Origin of the sequence: Pantoea sp. GL120224-02 (genome assembly GCF_900215395.1) — a bacterium.
GTDB classification, from domain to species: Bacteria; Pseudomonadota; Gammaproteobacteria; order Enterobacterales; family Enterobacteriaceae; genus Pantoea; species Pantoea communis.
Map to the genome: position 1 here is coordinate 1 of NZ_OBEC01000006.1, position 21,344 is coordinate 21,344.

General features: G+C 54.3%; 17 protein-coding genes. 9 read left to right on the forward strand and 8 right to left on the reverse strand.

The window, feature by feature from the left end; translation table 11 throughout:
- Positions 1-571: 571 nt before the first annotated feature.
- Positions 572-1,975 carry a multidrug transporter subunit MdtD gene (mdtD, locus tag CRO33_RS12950; RefSeq protein WP_097118410.1) on the forward strand — a complete coding sequence of 468 codons (1,404 nt, stop codon included), beginning with the start codon at positions 572-574 and terminating at the stop codon, positions 1,973-1,975.
- On the opposite strand, the gene rbsR is transcribed toward mdtD, so the two are convergent.
- The 7 genes from rbsR to CRO33_RS12985 form a co-directional block, all read right to left on the reverse strand.
- Entirely contained in the window at positions 1,972-2,955 is a 984-nt protein-coding gene (gene rbsR / locus CRO33_RS12955) for a ribose operon transcriptional repressor RbsR (RefSeq protein ID WP_097118537.1), read from the reverse strand. The two genes, mdtD and rbsR, sit on opposite strands and share 4 nt — an antisense overlap.
- Positions 2,956-2,968: 13 nt before the next feature.
- Positions 2,969-3,898 carry a ribokinase gene (gene rbsK, locus CRO33_RS12960; RefSeq protein WP_097118411.1) on the reverse strand — a complete coding sequence of 310 codons (930 nt, stop codon included), beginning with the start codon at positions 3,896-3,898 and terminating at the stop codon, positions 2,969-2,971.
- A 64-nt stretch (positions 3,899-3,962) separates the two neighbouring features.
- A complete protein-coding gene (rbsB, locus tag CRO33_RS12965) occupies positions 3,963-4,838 on the reverse strand; it encodes a ribose ABC transporter substrate-binding protein RbsB (RefSeq protein WP_034830075.1) in 876 nt (291 codons plus the stop codon).
- Positions 4,839-4,865: 27 nt separating this feature from the next.
- Positions 4,866-5,837: a ribose ABC transporter permease gene (gene rbsC, locus CRO33_RS12970; protein WP_034830072.1), complete on the reverse strand. Its 972-nt coding sequence runs from the start codon at positions 5,835-5,837 to the stop codon at positions 4,866-4,868.
- Positions 5,834-7,342, reverse strand: a complete 1,509-nt coding sequence (gene rbsA / locus CRO33_RS12975; RefSeq protein ID WP_097118412.1) for a ribose ABC transporter ATP-binding protein RbsA — start codon at positions 7,340-7,342, stop codon at positions 5,834-5,836. The genes rbsC and rbsA overlap by 4 nt, the downstream gene beginning before the upstream one ends.
- 7 nt (positions 7,343-7,349) lie before the next feature.
- Complete coding sequence (rbsD, locus tag CRO33_RS12980; protein ID WP_038643989.1) at positions 7,350-7,769, reverse strand: D-ribose pyranase; 420 nt, start codon at positions 7,767-7,769, stop codon at positions 7,350-7,352.
- Positions 7,770-7,939: 170 nt separating this feature from the next.
- Positions 7,940-8,335 (reverse strand): YgiW/YdeI family stress tolerance OB fold protein, encoded by a 396-nt coding sequence (locus tag CRO33_RS12985; protein WP_097118413.1) that lies wholly within the window; start codon positions 8,333-8,335, stop codon positions 7,940-7,942.
- Between the two features lie 171 nt (positions 8,336-8,506).
- Here CRO33_RS12985 and qseB point away from each other — a divergent pair, with 171 nt between their 5' ends.
- Positions 8,507-9,169, forward strand: coding sequence for a quorum sensing response regulator transcription factor QseB (gene qseB, locus CRO33_RS12990; RefSeq protein ID WP_097118414.1), 663 nt, complete (start codon positions 8,507-8,509; stop codon positions 9,167-9,169).
- Complete coding sequence (gene qseC / locus CRO33_RS12995) at positions 9,166-10,497, forward strand: quorum sensing histidine kinase QseC (protein WP_097118415.1); 1,332 nt, start codon at positions 9,166-9,168, stop codon at positions 10,495-10,497. The genes qseB and qseC overlap by 4 nt, the downstream gene beginning before the upstream one ends.
- Before the next feature lie 12 nt (positions 10,498-10,509).
- On the opposite strand, the gene kup is transcribed toward qseC, so the two are convergent.
- Positions 10,510-12,378, reverse strand: a complete 1,869-nt coding sequence (kup, locus tag CRO33_RS13000; RefSeq protein ID WP_034830061.1) for a low affinity potassium transporter Kup — start codon at positions 12,376-12,378, stop codon at positions 10,510-10,512.
- Positions 12,379-12,677: 299 nt separating this feature from the next.
- On the opposite strand from kup, the gene ravA reads away from it, so the two are divergent.
- The 6 genes from ravA to mnmG all read left to right on the forward strand — a co-directional run bounded on the left by ravA (position 12,678) and on the right by mnmG (position 21,321).
- Positions 12,678-14,174 (forward strand): ATPase RavA, encoded by a 1,497-nt coding sequence (gene ravA, locus CRO33_RS13005; protein ID WP_097118416.1) that lies wholly within the window; start codon positions 12,678-12,680, stop codon positions 14,172-14,174.
- Positions 14,171-15,631 (forward strand): ATPase RavA stimulator ViaA, encoded by a 1,461-nt coding sequence (viaA, locus tag CRO33_RS13010; RefSeq protein WP_097118417.1) that lies wholly within the window; start codon positions 14,171-14,173, stop codon positions 15,629-15,631. The genes ravA and viaA overlap by 4 nt, the downstream gene beginning before the upstream one ends.
- Before the next feature lie 66 nt (positions 15,632-15,697).
- Positions 15,698-17,824, forward strand: coding sequence for a 5-histidylcysteine sulfoxide synthase (ovoA, locus tag CRO33_RS13015; protein ID WP_097118418.1), 2,127 nt, complete (start codon positions 15,698-15,700; stop codon positions 17,822-17,824).
- A gap of 108 nt (positions 17,825-17,932) precedes the next feature.
- Entirely contained in the window at positions 17,933-18,394 is a 462-nt protein-coding gene (gene asnC / locus CRO33_RS13020; protein WP_034830053.1) for a transcriptional regulator AsnC, read from the forward strand.
- Between the two features lie 155 nt (positions 18,395-18,549).
- On the forward strand, positions 18,550-18,990 hold the full coding sequence (gene mioC, locus CRO33_RS13025; protein ID WP_034830052.1) for an FMN-binding protein MioC: 441 nt from the start codon (positions 18,550-18,552) through the stop codon (positions 18,988-18,990).
- Between the two features lie 441 nt (positions 18,991-19,431).
- On the forward strand, positions 19,432-21,321 hold the full coding sequence (gene mnmG / locus CRO33_RS13030; protein ID WP_097118419.1) for a tRNA uridine-5-carboxymethylaminomethyl(34) synthesis enzyme MnmG: 1,890 nt from the start codon (positions 19,432-19,434) through the stop codon (positions 21,319-21,321).
- Positions 21,322-21,344: the final 23 nt, after the last annotated feature.

Here is a 21,344-nt window from a genome sequence, read left to right on the forward strand (position 1 = left end):
ATCAAACTCTTCAATTTAAAGTTTGATTTGCTGCAACAAGTGCAGCGATGCTCATCTGTAAAACGTCATAATGAATTTCATTATGTGTTCACTCGTGAGACTTGATATTTTTTACGTCCGGAGACGTTGATATCAATCCTGCGAGTGCCCACACAGATTGTCTGATAAATTGTTAAAGAGCGGTGCAATCAGCGCCTTAAGCTGCTGTTGCGAGGTGGCGTATATTACGCTTTCCTCCTTCAGAGTCAAACACTTTTTTCAGCGTTTTTCTCCGGCGGGATGAATTTCTTCACTCCCTGCTGAGCCGCCTGCGTTGCCGCTTTGCCGTCTCAGTGGTGGCGCATTATAGGGAGTTATTCGGGGCTGACAAGGGTTTATTGCAAAAAATTGACTGAGCGCTACTTTTTTAACCGAACAGGCTAAAAACAGACATTTCTCGATCAATAATCAGTCAAAAGCGCCCGTTTGGCGGCACAAATCAGCGTCACGCGTATAAGCACCAATGCTATTCTATTAGTCCAACGCCGTTTTCTTTGTTGCAGACTGAACAATTATTAAAGAAGGACTTTCAATGATTCGCTCCGCGCGCAGTATGGCCGGCTTGCCCTGGATCGCCGCAATGGCGTTTTTCATGCAAGCCCTCGATGCCACCGTCCTCAATACTGCGCTTCCTGCTATCGCCACCAGTCTCGACCGATCCCCTCTTGCCATGCAATCTGCTGTGATCAGCTATACGCTCACTGTCGCCATGCTGATCCCGGTCAGCGGCTGGCTGGCCGATCGCTTCGGCACGCGCAAAGTCTTTATCGTGGCCGTTTCACTGTTTACGTTAGGGTCTTTAGCATGTGCACTCTCGGGCTCGCTGAGCATGCTGGTTATCTCACGCATTATCCAGGGTGTTGGTGGCGCGATGATGATGCCGGTCGCGCGCCTGGCATTGTTGCGTGCTTATCCACGCAGTGAATTGCTGCCGGTACTTAACTTTGTGACCATGCCGGGATTAGTCGGACCGATTCTGGGGCCGATGCTCGGTGGCTTGCTGGTCACCTACGCCAGCTGGCACTGGATATTCCTGATTAACATTCCCATCGGCATCGCGGGCATCTTCTATGCACGTAAATATATGCCGGATTTCACCACGCCTAAGCGCCGCTTTGATTTTGGCGGCTTCATTCTGTTTGGCTTAGGTCTGGTGCTGATATCCGTCGGTATCGAACTGTTCGGAGAGCGTATCGTGTCGCCGTGGCAGGCGGTGCTGGTGCTGTTAGCCGGTGTCGCGCTATTGCTTCTATATATAGTGCATGCACGCCGCCATCCTGCACCGCTGATCAACTTACCGATGTTTAAGACCCGAACCTTCTCGGTCGGCATCATTGGTAATATCGCGGCACGTCTGGGCACGGGTTGTATTCCCTTCCTGATGCCGTTGATGTTACAGGTGGGCTTTGGTTATCCCGCACTGATAGCGGGTTGCATGATGGGGCCAACAGCGATTGGCTCGCTGCTGGCCAAATCCACCGTGACACAAGTGCTACGTCGCTTCGGCTATCGTAAAACGCTGGTCGGTATCACCATCATCATCGGCATTCTTGTCGCCAGCTTCTCACTGCAAACACCGGGTGAAAGTGTATTAATGCTGTTAGCCGCGCTGTTTGTATTAGGTATGGCGATGTCGACACAATTCACCGCGATGAACACCATCACACTGGCCGATTTGAATGATGAGAATGCCAGCGGTGGTAACAGCGTGCTGGCAGTAACGCAGCAGGTATCGATCAGCTTTGGCGTGGCCGTCAGTGCGGCGGTACTGCGTTTCTATCAGGATTTCGAGAGCACAACTGTGCAGCAATTCCACGCCACCTTCCTGACGATGGGCGTGATCACCGTGCTGTCCGCGTTTGCTTTCCTGATGCTGCGTCCCGGAGATGGCCGCAATCTGATCGCTAATCGCGAGAAAAAGAAGAAAACCGCTTAAACCGAACCGCGTTCCACCAGCTCCGGCGTCAATACCAGCGTTTGCTGGCTGGCGTCGGGATCGCTCATACGATGAATCAGCGTATCAATCGCCAGTTCGCCCAGTTCATCCTTGGGCTGATGGATGGTACTAAGCGGTGGTGTGAGATAACGTGCCAGTTCGATATTGTCATAACCCATCACCGCGATATCTTGCGGCACGCGTAATCCCGCCTGGAATAGCGCGTGATATACGCCCACTGCCATCGCATCGTTACTGGTGAAAACCGCTTCGGGCAGCAACTCTAACGTCAGCAGTTGGTTCATCGCGTTGAAGCCGCCCTGAAACTCGAAATCACCGTCAACCACATAACCTGGCAACACCGGCAATCCACTGTTGGTCATCGCTTTATGGAAACCTTCCAGACGCAAACGCGCCGGGGTTTTATCCTGAGGGCCGGCAATACAGGCAATACGCGTGTATCCGCGATCGATCAGATGCTGCGTTGCCAGTTCACCGCCCAGCAGCGCATTATCCTGAATGATGTCGCCACGCCCTTCAAACGGCGCCCAGTCCATCATCACCATGGGTACGGACGGATAACGATTGAGGATCTCCGCAGAGGGAAGGTGCGTCTCGGTGCACATCATTAATAAGCCATCGACACGCTTTTGCATCAGCGTTTCGAGGCTGCGATTCATGCGCTCTTCATCGCCTTCGGTATTGCACAGAATCAGGCTGTAGCCGCGCTCGTAGCAGCTATTTTCTACGCCGCGTACCACTTCTGAATAAAACGGGTTACTGCTGGCCGTCAGTAACATGCCAATAGTGCGGGTTTGGTTGATTTTCAGGCTGCGTGCCAGCGCGGAGGGCGCGTAATTCAGCTCACGGATTGCCTGATCCACTTTTTCCCGCACCTGTTCGCTCACAAAACGATTGTTATTGATGACGTGGGAAACAGTGGAAGTGGAGACGCCCGCCAGGCGGGCGACATCTTTCATGGTCGCCAAAGGCTTAACCCTGTTGCTGCAGGAAGTTATCGATCTCAGTGCGCCACGGCACTGAGGGCTGCGCACCCGGACGCGTCACCGCAATTGCGGCGGCGGCATGGGCAAAACGCACGGCATCATGCATTGCAACACCTTCCAGACGCGCGGTAATAAAGGCACCGTTAAAAGTATCGCCCGCTGCGATGGTGTCGATAGCCTGCACGTTGAAGCCCGGAATACGCACGCCTGTGCCCTGCTCGCTCAACCACACACCACGACGACCTAAGGTAATCAAAACGGTAGAGATGCCTTTATCATGCAACGCCTGCGCCGCATGTGCTGCATCTTCATCACTTTTCACCGCGATGCCGGTCAGAATTTCGGCTTCGGTTTCGTTCGGTGTGATGATATCGATTAAGGCCAGCAGCTCATCAGACAAATGTGTGGCAGGCGCTGGATTCAGAATCACTTGCGTGGCATTGGCACGCGCAATCTTCGCTGCCGCCAACACGCTTTCCAGCGGCGATTCCAACTGCATCAGCAAGGCCTCAGCATCAGCAATCACTTGCTGATGGCGATCGACACAGGCTGGCGTCAGCGCCGCGTTAGCACCGGAATAGATGCCGATATTATTTTCACCTTCGCCATTCACGAAGATCATCGCCACGCCGGTGGCTTCGTCTGCCACGATTTCTACCGGAGCAGTATCAATACGGTCCTGCTGCAGCTGCTGGCGGATACGTTCGCCAATGTCATCTGCACCTACACAGGCAATAAAAGCGATATCCGCGCCAGCACGACCGGCCGCCACGGCCTGGTTAGCCCCTTTGCCACCAAAGGCAATCTGATACTGTTTGCCGATCACCGTTTCGCCCGGACGCGGAAAATGGGTGAGGTTCAGAATGTGGTCGGCATTGATGCTGCCAAGTACCGCCAGTTTTGCGCTTGTGTTCATAGGGAGTGATCCAGAAAGTTGCGCCACCAGGACGGTGGCGCGTTGCCATGCTTTTCTTTGTTTTTTATTTGGTGACCAGCTTCAGGTCAACTGGATTAACCGACTGTACTTTTTCGCCTTTCAGCACTTTATCTGCAGTGTCCACACCAATCACGCCAATTTTATCAGGCATCTGCGCCACTGTGGCGGTCAGTTTACCGGCTTCTACCGCTTTCACACCGTCAGCGGTACCGTCAAAGCCCACCACCAGTACATCGGTTTTACCGGCAGTCTGCAGCGCACGCAGTGCGCCCAGCGCCATTTCGTCGTTCTGAGCAAATACAGCCTGTACATCCGGATGCGCCTGCAGCAGGTTCTGCATCACGTTCAGACCTTTAGTACGGTCGAAATCTGCTGGCTGGCTCGCCAGGATATTAAATTTGTGCGCATCAGCAGCCTGCTTGAAGCCTTCGCCACGCTCGCGCGCTGCGGAAGTCCCGGCAATACCCTGCAGCTCGATGATTTTTGCGCCATCGCCCAGTTTCTTCGCGATGAAGTCACCGGCCATTTTGCCGCCGAAGCGGTTGTCAGAAGCCACGTGGCTCACCACGGTGCCTTGTGCCGCCACGCGGTCCAGGGTGATCACCGGAATGTTGGCCTGGTTGGCCATCTTCACGGCGTTACCCACGGCATCAGAATCCGTTGGGTTAATCAGCATCAGCTTGGTGCCACGCACAGTCAGATCCTGTACGTTCGCCAGCTCTTTCGCCGGGTTATTCTGCGAATCCAGCACCACCAGGTTATAACCCAGTTTGTCGGCTTCTTTCTGTGCGCCATCTTTCAGAGACACAAAGAACGGATTATTCAGCGTTGATACAACCAGCGCAATGGTGTCCTTAGCCATCGCGCCAGCACTGAGGGTGGCGCCAAGGATGACGGCCAATGCAGTTAACTTTTTCATTTATAGAGTCCTGTGTGAAGGTCAGAGTTATTTGCTGCTTTTGTTATCCACCAGCACCGCCAGCAGAATGACAACGGCTTTAACAATCATTTGGTAGTAAGAAGATACGCCCATCAGATTCAGGCCGTTGTTCAGGAAACCCAGGATCAGCGCGCCAATCAGCGTGCCCATAATGCGACCTTTACCGCCCGCCAGGCTGGTTCCGCCTAAGACCACCGCCGCGATGGCATCCAGTTCATAACCGGTACCTGCCGTCGGTTGCGCAGAGGAAAGCCGCGCGACTTCGATGGTGCCCGCCAGCGCCGCCAGCAGACCACACAGCGAATAGACGATGATTTTGACGCGGTTAACATTGATCCCTGACAGACGTGTCGCCGCTTCATTGCCGCCTAACGCATAAATGTAACGACCGAGGCGCGTGTGATGCAGCATGTACCACGCCAGCGCGAACACTACTGCCATCAGCCACACCGGCGTTGGGATACCCAGCGGACGGCCAATACCGAACCAGCCGAACAGATCGGCGTTATCACTGAAACCGGTGTTGATCGGGCTACCGTTGGTATACACCATGGTGACGCCGCGCAGCAGCAGCATCATCACCAGCGTGGCGATAAACGCCTGTACCTTGCCGCGCGCCACAATCACGCCGGTAATACCGCCAATCGCCGCACCCAGCGCCAGCGAAGCCGCTACTGCCACCAGCGCATTCACTTCCAAACCGACAATTGAAGCGGCGACTGCACCGGTGAGCGCCAGCAGCGATCCCACCGACAGATCAATACCCGAAGTCAGAATCACCAGCGTCATGCCGACGGCCATAATGGCGTTAACCGAGGTCTGCTGCAGGATGTTGAACATGTTGGCAACGGTGAAGAAGTTCGGGCTTTGGCTCGCCACCACGGCAATCAGCACGATCAGCGCAATCAGCGATTTCTGCTCCAGCAGCCAGGCTTTGCTAAACCAGCGACGGCTGGCGGGTAAGGTTTGGGTGCTCATACAACTAACTCCTCGCTGTGTTGCTTACCGACTGCCGCCGCCATCAGGGATTCCTGGGTAGCCTGCTCACGGGAAAATTCGCCACTCAGATGGCCTTCATGCATCACCAGGATGCGATCGCTCATGCCCAGCACTTCCGGCATTTCCGATGACACCAAAATGATGCTCAGCCCTTCGGCTTTAAACTGGTTAATTAACTGATAAATCTCTTTTTTCGCACCCACGTCCACGCCACGCGTCGGCTCATCCAGAATCAGTACGTTCGGGCGCGTCATTAATCCGCGCGCAATCGCCACTTTCTGCTGATTACCACCCGACAGCAGGCCAATCGGCTGCTCCATTGACGGGGTTTTAACGTTGAACAAACGGATGAAGTCGCCTACTGCCAGTTGTTCTTCACTGTGTTTCAGATTACCGGTGGCATGGCTGAAATAGCGCAGCGCGGTCAATGACATGTTCTCTTTCACCGACATGCCGAGCACCAGGCCATCGCGCTTGCGGTCTTCTGAGATATAGACGATGCCGTTGGCCAGGCCGTCCTGGGGTGATCGGGTAATAATTTCGCGACCGTTGAGCGTAACGGTGCCGTTGCTGCGAGGCAGTGCGCCGTACAGCACTTTCATCAGTTCCGTCCGTCCCGCGCCCATTAAACCGGAAATGCCAAGGATTTCCCCTTTGCGCAGGTTGAAACTGACGTTATCCACGCCCGGCCCGCTGAGATTTTTAACAGTTAAACGAACATCGCCCGGTGCCTGATCAATATGCGGATATTGATCTTCCAGCTTACGGCCCACCATCATCTCGATCAGACTCTCTTCGCTGAGATCGCTCACCGCGCGCTCGGCAATAAATTGCCCGTCACGAAACACGGTGACATCATCGCAAATCTCGAAGATCTCTTTCATACGGTGCGAGATATAAACAATGCCGCAGCCCTGCGCTTTCAGTTCATTGATGACGCGGAACAGCGACAGGGTTTCGGTATCGGTCAGCGCATCGGTCGGTTCATCCATAATGATGACCTTCGACTCGAAGCTAAGTACTTTGGCGATCTCAACCATCTGCTGATCGCCAATCGATAAATCGCCCACCAGCTTATGGCTGTTGAAGCGCAGGTTCAGACGATGTAATAAGGCATCCGCCTCGGCGTACATCCGGTTCCATTCGATGCGGCCAAAGCGGTTAACAAATTCGCGACCGAGGAAAATATTCTCTGCAACGGTCAATTGCGGAATCAGGTTGAGTTCCTGATGAATAATGCCAATGCCCGCTTCCTGCGACGCTTTCGGTCCAGAAAAAGCCACATCCTTGCCCAGCCACTGCAGAGAGCCCGCATCCATGCTGTAAATGCCGGTCAGCACTTTCATCATGGTGGATTTCCCCGCGCCGTTTTCACCCACCAGCGCCATCACGCGCCCCGGATAAACAGCCAGCGAAGCGCCATTCAGCGCTTTCACGCCGGGAAACGACTTTTCAATCCCTTTGAGTTGCAATAACGGTTGCATAACGACCTCAGAAGGTTACGCCAGCGCTCAGGATGACATTCGCATACGGAGAACACTCTCCGCTGCGAATGACGGCCTGACTACGCTGCGTTTCTTGTTTGAACTGTTCATGGCTGGTGTAACGGATGGTGATGACATTCCCCTGGTGCCGTTGCAAGGCATCGAGCACGGCGAGCAGTGCGCTGTGGAGTTGCGGATTGTGTTGCTTGATCTCCTCCGCCATCAGGGCGCTTTCGACTTGCATCTCCTGAGTGACAACATCAACCACCTGTAAAAATTCGGGCGTTCCCGGCGTCAACGCCAGGTCGATTCGCTGTGGTCCGGCCGGAATCGGCAAGCCCGCATCCGCAATCGTCAGCGTATCGGTGTGCCCCAGGCGGGCAATCACATGAGAGAGTTCAGCGTTTAACAAGCGACCTTTTTTCATTTCTTCCACTCCACAGCGAAACGTTTCGCTGAGCGGGAGTGTATTAAATGTGCGCGGCAACTCAATGACGTCATCACGGAAATGTGATCGCCATCGAAACGTTTCGCTTGTGCCGGGAATAATTTGAGTTTGGTGGGGGATACGAGCCGCCTGAGCGGCTCTGAAGGGTGTTATGGCAGCTTGCGGACCTGCTTAACGTCCAGTTCAATGGAATTAAAGTCCTTATCCAGCTCGCCGGTCAGTTCAACCTGATCCTTCGGAGTGATGGTCTGTCCGTGCCAACGCTTATGGTCGATTTCCACTTTCATGTTGCCGCTACCGTCACGGAACAGATAATCCTCATCGCCGATTTGCTTATCCAGATAACCGCGCACGGTGATCCAGCTGTCATCTTTCATCTCTTCAGCCTGCTTCACTGTTACGACGCTGGTGTTATCGGCCTGGAAGCCGCCGGCGTGAACCTGAGCCTTTGGCGCCCTGGGATCAACAAAGCCACCCTGCTGCGCGGCCAGAACCGGCGTCGATGCCAACATCACAATCGCAATTAACGCTGCACTCTTTTTCATTTTTCACCTCTGTTCCATGAATGTGTGGGATACGGAAGCCATTACAGCATAGGGTTCTTAACAGGATCTTAAGGGTTAAAAAAACACGAAAAATAGCCAAAATGCAGCGATTGACGCTGTACAAGCCGGTTTTGGCTTCGTATAACGACTCCTGCACTAAAGGAGAAACGCATGCGCATATTATTGATTGAGGACGACAAGCTTATTGGCGATGGCTTGAAAGTGGGGCTAACGAAACTCGGTTTCAGCGTTGACTGGTTCGTCTCAGGCGAAGCGGGATTCCAGGCCCTGCCAGCCGCGCCATGGGATGCCGTGGTACTGGATCTTTCGCTACCCGAGCGCGATGGACTGGAGATCCTGCGTCAATGGCGTGAGCAAGGCGCAGATGTGCCTGTATTGATCCTCACCGCACGTGATGCGCTCGATCAGCGCATACAAGGATTACAGTCAGGCGCTGACGACTATTTGTGTAAGCCCTTCGCGCTCGCTGAAGTCGCCGCGCGTTTACAGGCGCTGATTCGCCGCCGTCATGGACAACTACAGCCCGAGTTGAAACACGGCAAGGTGGTGATGTCGCCCAGCAGCCACAGCGTCTGGATTGACGGCGAAACCATCAGCCTGAAGAGCCGTGAACTGGCGCTGCTGGAGCTGTTTATGCGCAATCCAGGTCGCGTGCTAACCCGCAGCCAGCTGGAGGAAAAACTCTATAGCTGGGATGACGATGTCTCCAGCAACGCAGTAGAAGTGCATATTCATCATCTGCGCAAAAAGCTCGGCACAGCGTTTATTCGTACCGTTCACGGCGTGGGTTATACACTCGGTGCGGCAGAATGAGTCTATTTCTACGACTCGCCATCGGCTTTGTGCTGCTGATTACGCTGTGCGGTGGGGTGGCCAGTTACAGCGCCTGGCATCAGACCCGCGACACCGTTAATGAGCTATTCGATACCCAGCAAATGCTGTTTGCCAAACGCCTGCTGTCACTCGATCCCACCAGCTTGCACGCCGCCTCTCTGCCAAAAACCAAATCCATTTTGCGCCATCACCGCGGCGATCAGGATGATGATGCACTGGCGTTTGCCATTTTCCGTGCGGACGGCCAGCCGTTGCTTAACGATGGCGAGAACGGGCGCGATATGCAGTTTGATGATAAGCGTGACGGTTTTCGCGAGGGTCGTCTGCGCGGCGACGATGAGAGTTGGCGACTGCTTTGGCTGACTTCTGCTGATAAACAATATCGCGTGGTAGTGGGCCAGGAGTGGGAATACCGCGACGATATGACGCGCGATCTGGCACTGGCGAGTTTGATGCCGTGGCTTTACGCCATGCCCTTTATGCTGCTGATGCTGCTGGTATTGGTGTGGTTCGAATTGCGCCCGCTAAAGCGCCTGACGGCATCACTCCAGTTGCGAGCACCCGATGACGCCACACCGCTCGACGAAGCACGCTTGCCCAAAGAGGTGCAGCCGTTGGTGGCGGCATTAAACGGGCTGTTTCACCGTATGGCGCAACTCGTGCAGCGCGAGCGCCGTTTTACCTCCGATGCGGCGCACGAACTGCGCAGTCCGTTAGCTGCACTGCGCGTGCAGAGTGAGGTGATTCAGCTGGCGGATGATGACGAAGCAATGCGCAAACGGGCATTGCAGCAGCTTGATAGCGGCATCCAGCGCGCCACACGGCTGGTGGATCAACTCTTGACGCTATCAAGAGTGGAAGCGGACGATCTGCGCAGCGAATTTCAGCCGGTGCCACTGGCACCGCTGCTGCAAAAGCTTCTGATAGAACATTTTCCACAGGCCGAGGCGCAACAGATGGATCTGCAATTGCATGCACAGGCCGAACCGGTGATGAACGGTCATCCTCTGCTGTTGAATTTGCTGATGCGTAACCTGCTGGATAACGCGCTGCGCTATGCGCCGCCGGGCAGCCAGATTCAGTTCACGTTAAACGCGCGGACGATAACTATTGAAGATAACGGGTCAGGTGTTAGCGATGAGCAGCTTGCGCGCCTTGGTGAGCGTTTCTGGCGACCGCCGGGGCAAACGCAAACGGGCAGCGGTTTAGGAATATCGATTGTGAAAAACATTGCGCAACTGCACGGTATTCGCATTGCATTCAGCCATGTGCAGCCTCAAGGCTTGCGCGTCACCTTGAGCTGGTGACGCGCTTAATCCTTAAATCTCGACTTGCGTGCCCAGCTCGATCACGCGATTAGGCGGGATTTCAAACTGATCCGGCGCACGCAGCGCATTGCGTTGCAGCGCAAGGAACAGTTTGCCGCGCAGACGCAGATACCACGGGCGATCGCCAATAATCAGCGATTCATGGGACATGAAGAATGAGGTTTCCATCATGCGGCAGTTGAGACCTTCCAGCCCGCAGCGGTGGAAAATTTCTTCCACGTTCGGGGTCTCACGCCAGCCGTAGCTCGCCACCACGCGCCAGAACGTCGGCGACAGCTGTTCGATGGTAACGCGACGCACATTGTGCACGTAAGGCGCATCCTCAGTACGTAGCGTCAGCAGTACCACACGCTCATGCAGCACTTTGTTGTGCTTGAGATTATGCAGCATGGCAAAAGGGATCACGTTCAGGGCACGCGACATATAGACTGCGGTGCCCGGCACGCGTACCGGCGGAGATTTCTCCAGCGAAGCGATCATCGCTTCAAGCGAATTGCCGTGCTCATGCATACGACGCAACAGGCGGAAGCGCTCGCTTTTCCAGGTGGTCATCACGATAAACATCATCAGTGCCAGGGTCAGCGGCAGCCAACCGCCGGAGAACACTTTGACCAGGTTTGCCGAGAACAAGGACACGTCAATACACAGCATGCCAATCAGAATCAGCACCACCAGATAACGGTTCCAGTGCCAGTTCTGAATTGCCACCGTGGAGCAGAGAATCGCAGTCAGCACCATGGTGCCGGTGACTGCGATGCCGTAAGCCGCCGCCAGGTTACTGGAGTGCTCAAAGCCAACAATCACGATCACCACGGAGAAGTAGAGCAGCCAGTTGATCACCGGAATGTAAATCTGACCCGACTCTTCTTCCGAGGTGTGCACGATACGCATCGGCGGGAGATAGCCTAAACGTACCGCCTGACGTGTTAAGGAGAACACACCAGAGATCACCGCCTGCGAGGCGATAACCGTGGCCAGCGTCGCCAGAATCAGCATGGGAATCAGCATCCAGTCTGGCGCCAGCAGGAAGAAGGGGTTTTTGATCGCTTCGGGATGTTTAAGTAGCAGCGCGCCCTGACCAAAGTAGTTCAGCACCAGCGAGGGCAGCACCACGATAAACCAGGCAAGACGAATCGGGAATTTGCCGAAGTGACCCATATCCGCATACAGCGCTTCCACACCGGTAATGGCCAATACCACCGCGCCGAGCGCAAAGAACGACACCGTTTTGTACTGGATAAAGAAGTGCATCGCCCAATACGGGTTCATGGCATGCAGCACATCAGGGTTACTGATGATGCTACGCGCGCCCAGCACGGCCAGAATGATAAACCACACCAGCATCACCGGCGCAAACAGCTTACCCACGATGCCGGTACCGTGCTTCTGAATCACAAACAGCAGCGTCAGCACTGCAATCGCAAGCGGAACGATATATGCATCCAGGCTCGGTGCCGCAATCTCCAGCCCTTCAATCGCCGACAACACCGAGACGGCGGGCGTGATCACCACTTCACCATAGAAGAAGCTGCCACCAATCAGCCCCATGATGACAAGAATCGCCGTTGCACGTGCGCCGGTATTGCGCCCGGCCAGTGACATCAAGGTCAGGATCCCACCTTCACCGGCGTTATCGGCACGCATCACGTAACTGATGTACTTCAGTGACACCACTAAAATCAGCAACCAGAAGATCAGCGAGAGAAAGCCAAATACCGCTTCGCGTTCTACGCCAAAGCCGAACTGACCGGAGAGACATTCACGCAAAGTATAGAGCGGGCTGGTACCGATATCGCCATACACCACGCCAATCGCGGCGAGTGTGACTGCGCCAAGGGACTGCTTCTTATCCGAGCTCATAAGTTGTCTTTTGTTGGAGCCGATGAGGCACTTGCCTACCGCTCAGGCCATCAAAAAGCGCACAGTATGCACATATTCCCAAAAAAACCTACTCTTACAACATGTCATCATGACGTCAGCGAGGCGGTTTTTCGCCGAAATTAGGCGCCAAAAACCGTCTGAAGCAGCGAGTTCTCCCGCCTCAACCTTCTGAAACAAAAAAGCTGACGGCTATCAACGCAATCAAGCATGATAACCAGTAGAGTATTGCGCTCGCCAGAATATGACGGCTCCAGGATCAGAAGGACAATGATGTGATTATGGCTCAACCCCATCTTTTGGCAGAAAGAATTTCTCGCCTGAGTAACGCCCTGGAGAAAGGGCTGTATGAACGGCATCATGCGATCCGCCTGTGCTTATTAGCTGCACTCAGTGGCGAGAGCGTATTTTTGCTGGGGCCGCCCGGCATTGCCAAGAGCTTGATTGCTCGCCGCCTGAAATACGCCTTCCAACACGCCCGCGCCTTTGAATACCTGATGACCCGTTTTTCTACCCCTGAAGAAGTGTTTGGCCCGCTGTCGATTCAGGCGTTAAAAGATGAAGGTCGTTATCAGCGATTAACCAAAGGCTATCTGCCGGATGCCGAAATCGTCTTCCTTGATGAAATCTGGAAAGCCGGTCCGGCGATATTGAACACCTTACTCACCGCCATCAACGAACGCCGCTTTCGCAATGGCGACAGCGAAGAAAAGATTCCGATGCGCCTGCTGGTGACCGCTTCCAACGAATTGCCGGAGGCCGATAGCGGGCTGGAAGCCTTGTATGATCGCATGTTGATTCGCCTATGGCTGGATAACGTGCATGAGAAGCAGAACTTCCGCAGCATGCTCACCCACCAGCAGGACGAAAATGATAATCCGGTGACGGAAGCGCTACGCATCAGTGATGAAGAGTATCACCAGTGGCAGAAAGGCATCAGCCAGGTCTCCTTACCTGATCATGTGTTTGAGCTGATTTACCAACTGCGTCAGCAACTGGAGAATTTGCCCAGCGCACCTTACATTTCCGATCGCCGCTGGAAAAAAGCGATTCATCTGCTGCAGGCCAGTGCGTTTTACAGTGGCCGCGTGACCATTGCGCCGATCGATCTGATTCTGCTCAAGGATTGCCTGTGGCATGACGTCGCATCGATGCAGCTATTGGATCGCGAAATTGATGCTTTGATGACGCAGCACGCCTGGCAACAGCAGGCGTTACTGCACAAACTGCAGCAGATCAAAGCACGTCGTCTCGCCTTGCAACAGCAGCAGAGCGTGGCACAAGCGCTGACGCTGGAGAAACACAGCGGTATGTTTAGCCGCAAACCTCATTACGAATTACCTGCTGCCATCAGCGATGAACAACTGACGCTCATGCTGCAACAGCCGTTAACGCTGCACGACATGCAAGTGACGCATGTGCTGATTGCCCGTGAAGCCTTAGCCCAGTGGCTGATTAAAGGCGGTGAAATTCGCGGCAAACTGAATGGCATTGGTTTTGGCCAGACGCTGGATCTGCTGGTGGATGCGCATCACTGCCTGACGCTACGCGATGTCAGCCTGCAATCCACACGCTTAACGTTGCCCGGAGCCAGCAACAGTAGCGACATGCCGCAGGAAATCCAGGATGAATACGAAGCGCTGGATACCCAGCTCCGCGCACAGCGCACGCTGTTTAGCCAGCACCAGCGCTGCTTGTTTATCAGCGATGACTGGCTGGCACGTATTGAAACCAGCCTGCAGGATGTGGCAGAACAGCTGAAACAGGCGCGTAAATGATCTCACTGGAGACGCTGAGCACGCTGCTATCGATTGGCGAAACGGAGTTAATCGAAGAATTGATTCTGGCACTGCTCGCGTCGCCACAGCTGGCGTTGTTTTTTGAAAAGTTTCCGCGCATGAAACAAGCTTTGATGCGCGATTTGCCTCGTTGGCGTACCGAGATCGCTGAACAGATGAAAACCACCCCGGTGCCGGACGCACTGGCGCAGGAGTTTCAACTGTTTCAGCAAATGCAATTGATCAGCACGCAGGATTTCAGCCACCAGCTTCCCCACATCATGTCGCAGCTAAAAAACCTGCCGTCGCCATTTCTCGAAGAAGCCAGCAAACTGCTGCTGCACAACGAAGCTGAACAACTGAGCAATGCTCAGCACACGCTGTTTTTGCAACGCTGGCGACTCAGCCTGACGCTGCAAACGCTCACGCTCAACGAAACCCTTCTTGAGGAGCAGCGCGAACGTCTGATGGCCGAGCTGCAGCAACGGATGGCAATCAGTGGCCAGCTGGCGCCAATTCTTACCGACGATGATGAAGCCGCAGCCGGACGTTTGTGGGATATGAGCAAAGCGTCACTTCAGCACGGTGATTATGAGCTGATTGTGCAATATGGCGATTTCCTCGCACAGCAGCCGGAATTAATGAAACTGGCGCAGCAGTTGGGCCGCAGCCGCGAAGCCAAATCGGTGCCTTCGCAGGATGCACCGCTGGAAGAATTTCACCAACTGGTACGTGAGCCCGATCATGTGCCGGAAGAGGTCAGCGGTGTTCATCAGAGCGATGACGTACTGCGTCTGTTACCGCCTGAGCTGGCGGCGCTGAGCATCAGTGAGCTGGAGCTGGAATTTTATCGTCGCCTGGTGGAAAAACGCCTGCTGACTTACCAGTTACAAGGTGATGCCTGGCACGAGAAAGTCACACTGCGCCCGGTCAGCCACCAGCAACATGAAGCGCAGCCGCGCGGCCCTTTTATTGTTTGTGTCGATACATCAGGCTCGATGGGCGGATTCAACGAACGCTGCGCCAAAGCCTTCTGCCTTGCGCTGTTAAAGGTGGCATTAGCCGATAAGCGCCGCTGCTACATCATGCTGTTCGCTCACGAAGTGATTGGCTACGAACTCACTGCCGATAGCGGCATTGAGCAGGCTATCCGTTTTCTCAGCCAACGTTTTCGTGGTGGCACTGATCTGGCGGCTTGCCTTGCTGCGGTGGTTAAACGTATGGAGGGCGGCGTCTGGGATGAGGCCGATGCGGTGATCGTGTCGGATTTTATCGCCCAGCGTTTACCGGATGACACCATCAACGCGATCAAGCAACGTCAGCGCCAGCATCAACAACGTTTCCACGCGGTGGCGATGTCGCTTCACGGTAAACCGGGCATTCTGCGTATCTTCGATCATATCTGGCGCTTCGATACCGGACTGAAAAGCCGCCTGCTGCGCCGCTGGAAACGCTAATTCATCTGGCAGAAATGCTTATTTGCTATAGTGAATAGTTCGCACACTGAGCATCTGGAGCATCTTGTGAACACCGCCCAACTTCCTGCACCGACCCGCACTTTGCAGCTCTCCGGCCAAAACGCCGAACAAAAACGGAGCGAGCTGCTGGCGTATTTCACCCAAACCTGGGAGCTGTACGAAAGCCTGTTTGATTGCCTTGCCGACGAACGCGCGTATTTCAACAAAGCGATCTCATTACGCCATCCGCTGATCTTCTACTTTGGCCACACCGCTACGTTCTATATGAATAAGCTGATCGCTGGTCGCTATCTGGACAATCGCGTGGACGATCGCATCGAAGCCATGATGGCAATCGGTGTGGACGAGATGAGCTGGGACGATCTCAACGACAGCCATTACGCCTGGCCGACGGTCGAAGAGGTGCGTGACTACCGTGGAAAAGTCAAAAACGTGGTGAGCGAGTTTATTCGCACCATGCCGCTGGAACTGCCGATCACCTGGGAAAGCCCGGCGTGGGTGGTATTGATGGGCATTGAACATGAGCGTATCCACCTGGAAACCTCCAGCGTGCTGATCCGCCAGCTACCGATAGAATGGGTAAAACCGCAGGCGCATTGGCCGGTTTGTCCGCAGGCGCGCCACGATCGCGCATCGGTTCCAGATAACTCGCTGATTGCGATGCCTGGCGGTCGCGTGCAACAAGGCAAAACGGATGATACTTACGGCTGGGATAACGAATACGGCAATCAGGTAACTGAACTCAAACCCTTTAAGGCCAGTAAAATGCTGGTCAGCAACGCCGAGTTTTATCGCTTTATCGCCGCTAACGGCTATCAGGATCAGCGCTGGTGGGATGAGGAAGGCTGGGGCTGGCGTGAATTCTCTGGCGCGCAAATGCCCACCTTCTGGGTCGGCGAGATTACGCAACCCGATCAACTGAAACTGCGCTTAATGACTGAAGAAGTCGCTCTGCCGTGGGACTGGCCAGCGGAAGTGAATCAGCTTGAAGCCGCCGCGTTTTGTCGCTGGCTGGCGGAAGAGACGGGTAAATCTATTCAACTCCCTTGTGAAGCCGAATGGATGCAGCTACGCGAACAGGTGAGCGGCGATCAGCCCGACTGGATCGAGGCGCCCGGCAATATCAATCTGGCCTATTGGGCTTCATCCAATCCTGTGGATCGCTTTGCGCAGGGCGAGTTTTTCGACATTGTTGGCAACGTCTGGCAGTGGACCACAACGCCAACTAACGGTTTCGAAGGTTTCAAAGTTCATCCGCTGTATGACGATTTCTCGACGCCGACCTTCGACGGCAAACACGCGCTGATCAAAGGTGGCAGTTGGATTTCCACCGGCAACGAGGCGTTAAAATCGGCTCGTTATGCCTTCCGTCGTCATTTCTTCCAGCACGCCGGTTTCCGCTATGTGGTCTCCTCACATAAAGAGACCATGGCACTCAATCCGTATGAAACGGACAGCATGGTGTCACAGTATCTCGATTTCCAGTACGGACCGGGCTACTACAACGTGCCGAATTACGCCGTGGCGCTGGTGGAAAAACTGCTGCCACACTGCAAACAACGTGGTGCGGCACTGGATCTCGGCTGCGCGACCGGCCGTGCCAGTTTTGAACTGGCACGCCATTTCGCGACGGTCACAGGCATGGATTATTCCGCGCGTTTTATTGATGTGGCGCTGCAGCTGACCTCCGGTGAGGACTTCCGCTATGTGGTGCCGGAAGAGGGCGAGCTGGTGGAATATCGCCAGGTGCGCCTGAAGGACTTCAATGTTAGTGACGAGCAAGCGGCACGCATTCAGTTTGTGCAGGGCGACGCCTGTAATCTTAAACCGCAGCCGGATCGTTACGATCTGGTATTGGCTTCAAACCTGATCGATCGTCTGCGTCAGCCAAAACGTTTCCTGCAGGACGTCATCCCGATGATCCGCTCTGGCGGGCTTTTGGTGCTTTCGTCGCCTTATACCTGGCTGGAGGAATTCACGCCGAAGGAGAACTGGCTGGGCGGCGTGCGTGAGAACGGTGAAGCTTTGACGACCTATCAGGCATTGCAGCGTTTGCTGCGTGATGCCTTTGAAGAAGTGGTGCCGCCGCAGGATGTGCCGTTTGTGATCCGCGAGACGGCGCGCAAGTATCAACATACCGAAGCGCAGCTCACAATCTGGCGTAAGCGATAAAAAAAGCGTGCAGACTGCGGCTACCACGCGGTCTGCACCTTGCCTGCACTGCTAATTTGCTGCACATTCTCCACTGTTCATAGAAGAAGAACTTAAAGAGGATGGATGATGGCAGAACAACTGCAACTGGATAACCTTGATCGCGGCATTCTCAATGCGCTGTTGGAAAACGCGCGCACCGCATATGCCGAGCTGGCCAAACAGTTCAATGTCAGCCCCGGCACCATTCACGTACGCGTAGAAAAAATGCGCCAGGCAGGCATTATCCTGGGCACTCGTGTTGAAATCGATCCTCGTCAGTTGGGTTTTGATGTCTGCTGCTTTATCGGCATCATTCTGAAAAGCGCCCGCGATTATCCCGCAGCACTCAGCAAGCTGGAGGCGCTGGATGAAGTGGTAGAAGCCTGGTACACCACCGGCCACTACAGCATCTTTATTAAGGTGATGTGCCGATCCATCGATGCACTTCAGCAGGTGTTGATCAACAAGATCCAGACCATAGACGAAATCCAGTCCACCGAAACCCTGATCTCGCTGCAAAACCCGATCATGCGTACCATCAAGCCGTAATTCCCTCTCTTTCCTGTGCACAACCTTTTCCCAGGCGGATCACTTGTGTGATGCGCCTTGTCGGCTGATGCTTTCTGTTATTAACCCTGTTTTCCACAGGTGGATCACGGCTTGATCACAGCGTACAATGCTCGCCTTTAGTGCGGGAGAAGATCATGGCCGATATTACCTTAATCAGTGGCAGTACCCTTGGCAGCGCCGAATACGTCGCCGAACATCTGGAAGCAAAACTGCAGGAAGCGGGCTTTTCAACCGAGGTGCTGCACGGGCCAGAGCTGGACGAGCTGCCACAGGAAGGGATCTGGCTGATTGTGACTTCCACTCACGGTGCGGGCGAACTGCCAGACAATCTGCTTCCTTTATATGAAGCCTTGCAGGAGACGCAGCCGGACCTTTCCGCGGTACGTTATGGCGCAGTGGGTATCGGCAACCATGAATATGACCTTTTCTGCGGTGCCATTAAACTGCTGGAAGATCAGCTCAACCAGTTAGGCGCCAAACGCATTGGCGATCGCCTGGAGATCGACGTTCTCGAACATGAGATTCCTGAGGATCCGGCTGAAGTGTGGGTTGAGACTTGGAAAACGCAGATTTAAGACGATCTTTGCCGGTTGGGGATCGGGAAAAGTGAACGATCCCCAGTTTATTTCGCTGTTTTATTGTTTTTTTTATGCCATTGTCTGTGGATAACACAGCCTTAATCTTGCGTATAACCGGTAGTTATCCCAATAACAACCCGTGATGCTTTTTTCGTCTGTGTATAAGTCGCCATTTAGATCCCAGCTTATACGGATCAGGATCACCGATCATTCACAGCAAGCGATCCTCTCTAATCCTCTGTTAATGCTTTGCTTTTCGGGGTTATCAACAGACCCTGACGATCCTAATAAGAGATCTAACAGAGAGATCATATAAAAGAATAAAGATCCTTTCTTTTAAACCGCAGGATCCCGCGGCTTTCGCAGTCGACAGAATTTCAGTAGAATCCACCGCCCAGGGCAACGATCCCTGTCCGAACATTAACGAGGACCCACTTCATGTTTTATCCAGATCCTTTTGACGTCATCGTAATCGGTGGTGGTCATGCGGGCACAGAAGCCGCGATGGCAGCTGCCCGAATGGGTCAGCAAACGCTGTTACTCACCCATAACATTGATACGCTTGGACAAATGTCCTGCAACCCGGCGATTGGTGGCATTGGGAAAGGACACCTGGTGAAGGAAGTGGATGCCTTAGGCGGTTTGATGGCAACGGCAATTGACCAGGCCGGCATTCAGTTTAGGATACTAAACGCAAGCAAAGGCCCTGCTGTGCGGGCAACGCGTGCGCAAGCCGACCGCGTCCTGTATCGCCAGGCGGTACGCACTGCGTTGGAAAACCAGCCGAACCTGATGATCTTCCAGCAGGCCGTTGACGATCTGATTGTGGAGAACGATCGCGTCGTCGGTGCTGTCACGCAGATGGGCCTGAAATTCCGTGCCAAAAGTGTGGTGCTGACAGTCGGGACATTCCTCGACGGCAAAATTCATATTGGTCTGGATAACTACAGCGGTGGCCGTGCTGGTGATCCGCCATCCATTCCACTGGCGAAACGCCTGCGTGCTTTGCCGCTGCGCGTAAATCGTCTGAAAACCGGTACGCCGCCGCGTATTGATGCACGCACCATCGATTTTTCGGTGCTGACACCGCAGCATGGCGATACGCCAATGCCGGTGTTCTCGTTTATGGGCAATGTTTCTCAGCACCCGCAACAAGTACCGTGCTGGATCACTTACACCAACGAACAAACACACGATGTGATCCGCAATAACCTCGATCGCAGCCCGATGTATGCCGGGATCATCGAAGGGATCGGACCACGTTACTGCCCATCGATCGAAGACAAAGTGATGCGCTTTGCCGATCGTAATGCGCATCAGATCTTCCTTGAACCGGAAGGGCTGACCAGCAACGAGATCTACCCTAACGGTATCTCCACCAGCTTGCCGTTTGACGTGCAGATGCAGATCGTCCGTTCGATGAAAGGTCTGGAGAACGCAAAGATTGTGCGCCCAGGTTATGCCATCGAGTACGATTTCTTCGATCCGCGCGATCTGAAGCCGACGCTGGAAAGCAAATTTATCCACGGGCTGTTCTTTGCCGGTCAGATTAACGGCACCACCGGTTATGAAGAAGCTGCGGCGCAGGGCTTGCTGGCCGGTTTGAACGCTGCACGTGCCTCAGCAGACAAAGAGGGCTGGGCGCCGCGCCGCGACCAGGCTTATCTCGGTGTGCTGGTTGACGATCTCTGCACCCTCGGCACCAAAGAACCGTACCGTATGTTTACCTCGCGCGCGGAATATCGTTTGATGCTGCGCGAAGACAACGCCGATCTGCGTTTGACAGAAAAAGGTCGCGAGTTGGGTCTGGTCGATGATGCGCGTTGGGCGCGTTATAACCAGAAGCTGGAAGCGATTGAGCAGGAGCGCCAGCGCCTGCGCGATCTGTGGGTACATCCGAAATCAGACAATGTGGGCGAAGTGAATAGCGTCATCAGTGCGCCACTAACGAAAGAAGCCAGCGGTGAAGATCTGTTGCGTCGCCCGGAAATGACCTACGAGCTGCTGATGACGTTACCGAGTTATGGACCGGCATTATCTGACGAGCAATCTGCAGAGCAGGTTGAGATTCAGGTGAAGTATGAAGGGTACATTGCACGCCAGCAGGAAGAAATTGACCGCCAGCAACGCAACGAAAACACCTTGCTGCCTGGCGATCTCGACTATCGTCAGGTTAATGGCTTGTCGAATGAAGTGATCGCCAAACTCAACGATCACAAACCTACCTCCATTGGGCAGGCCTCGCGTATTTCAGGCATTACACCAGCAGCGATCTCCATTTTGCTGATTTACCTGAAAAAACAGGGCCTGCTGCGTAAAAGTGCCTGATCGACCCTGGGGCGAGGTCACTC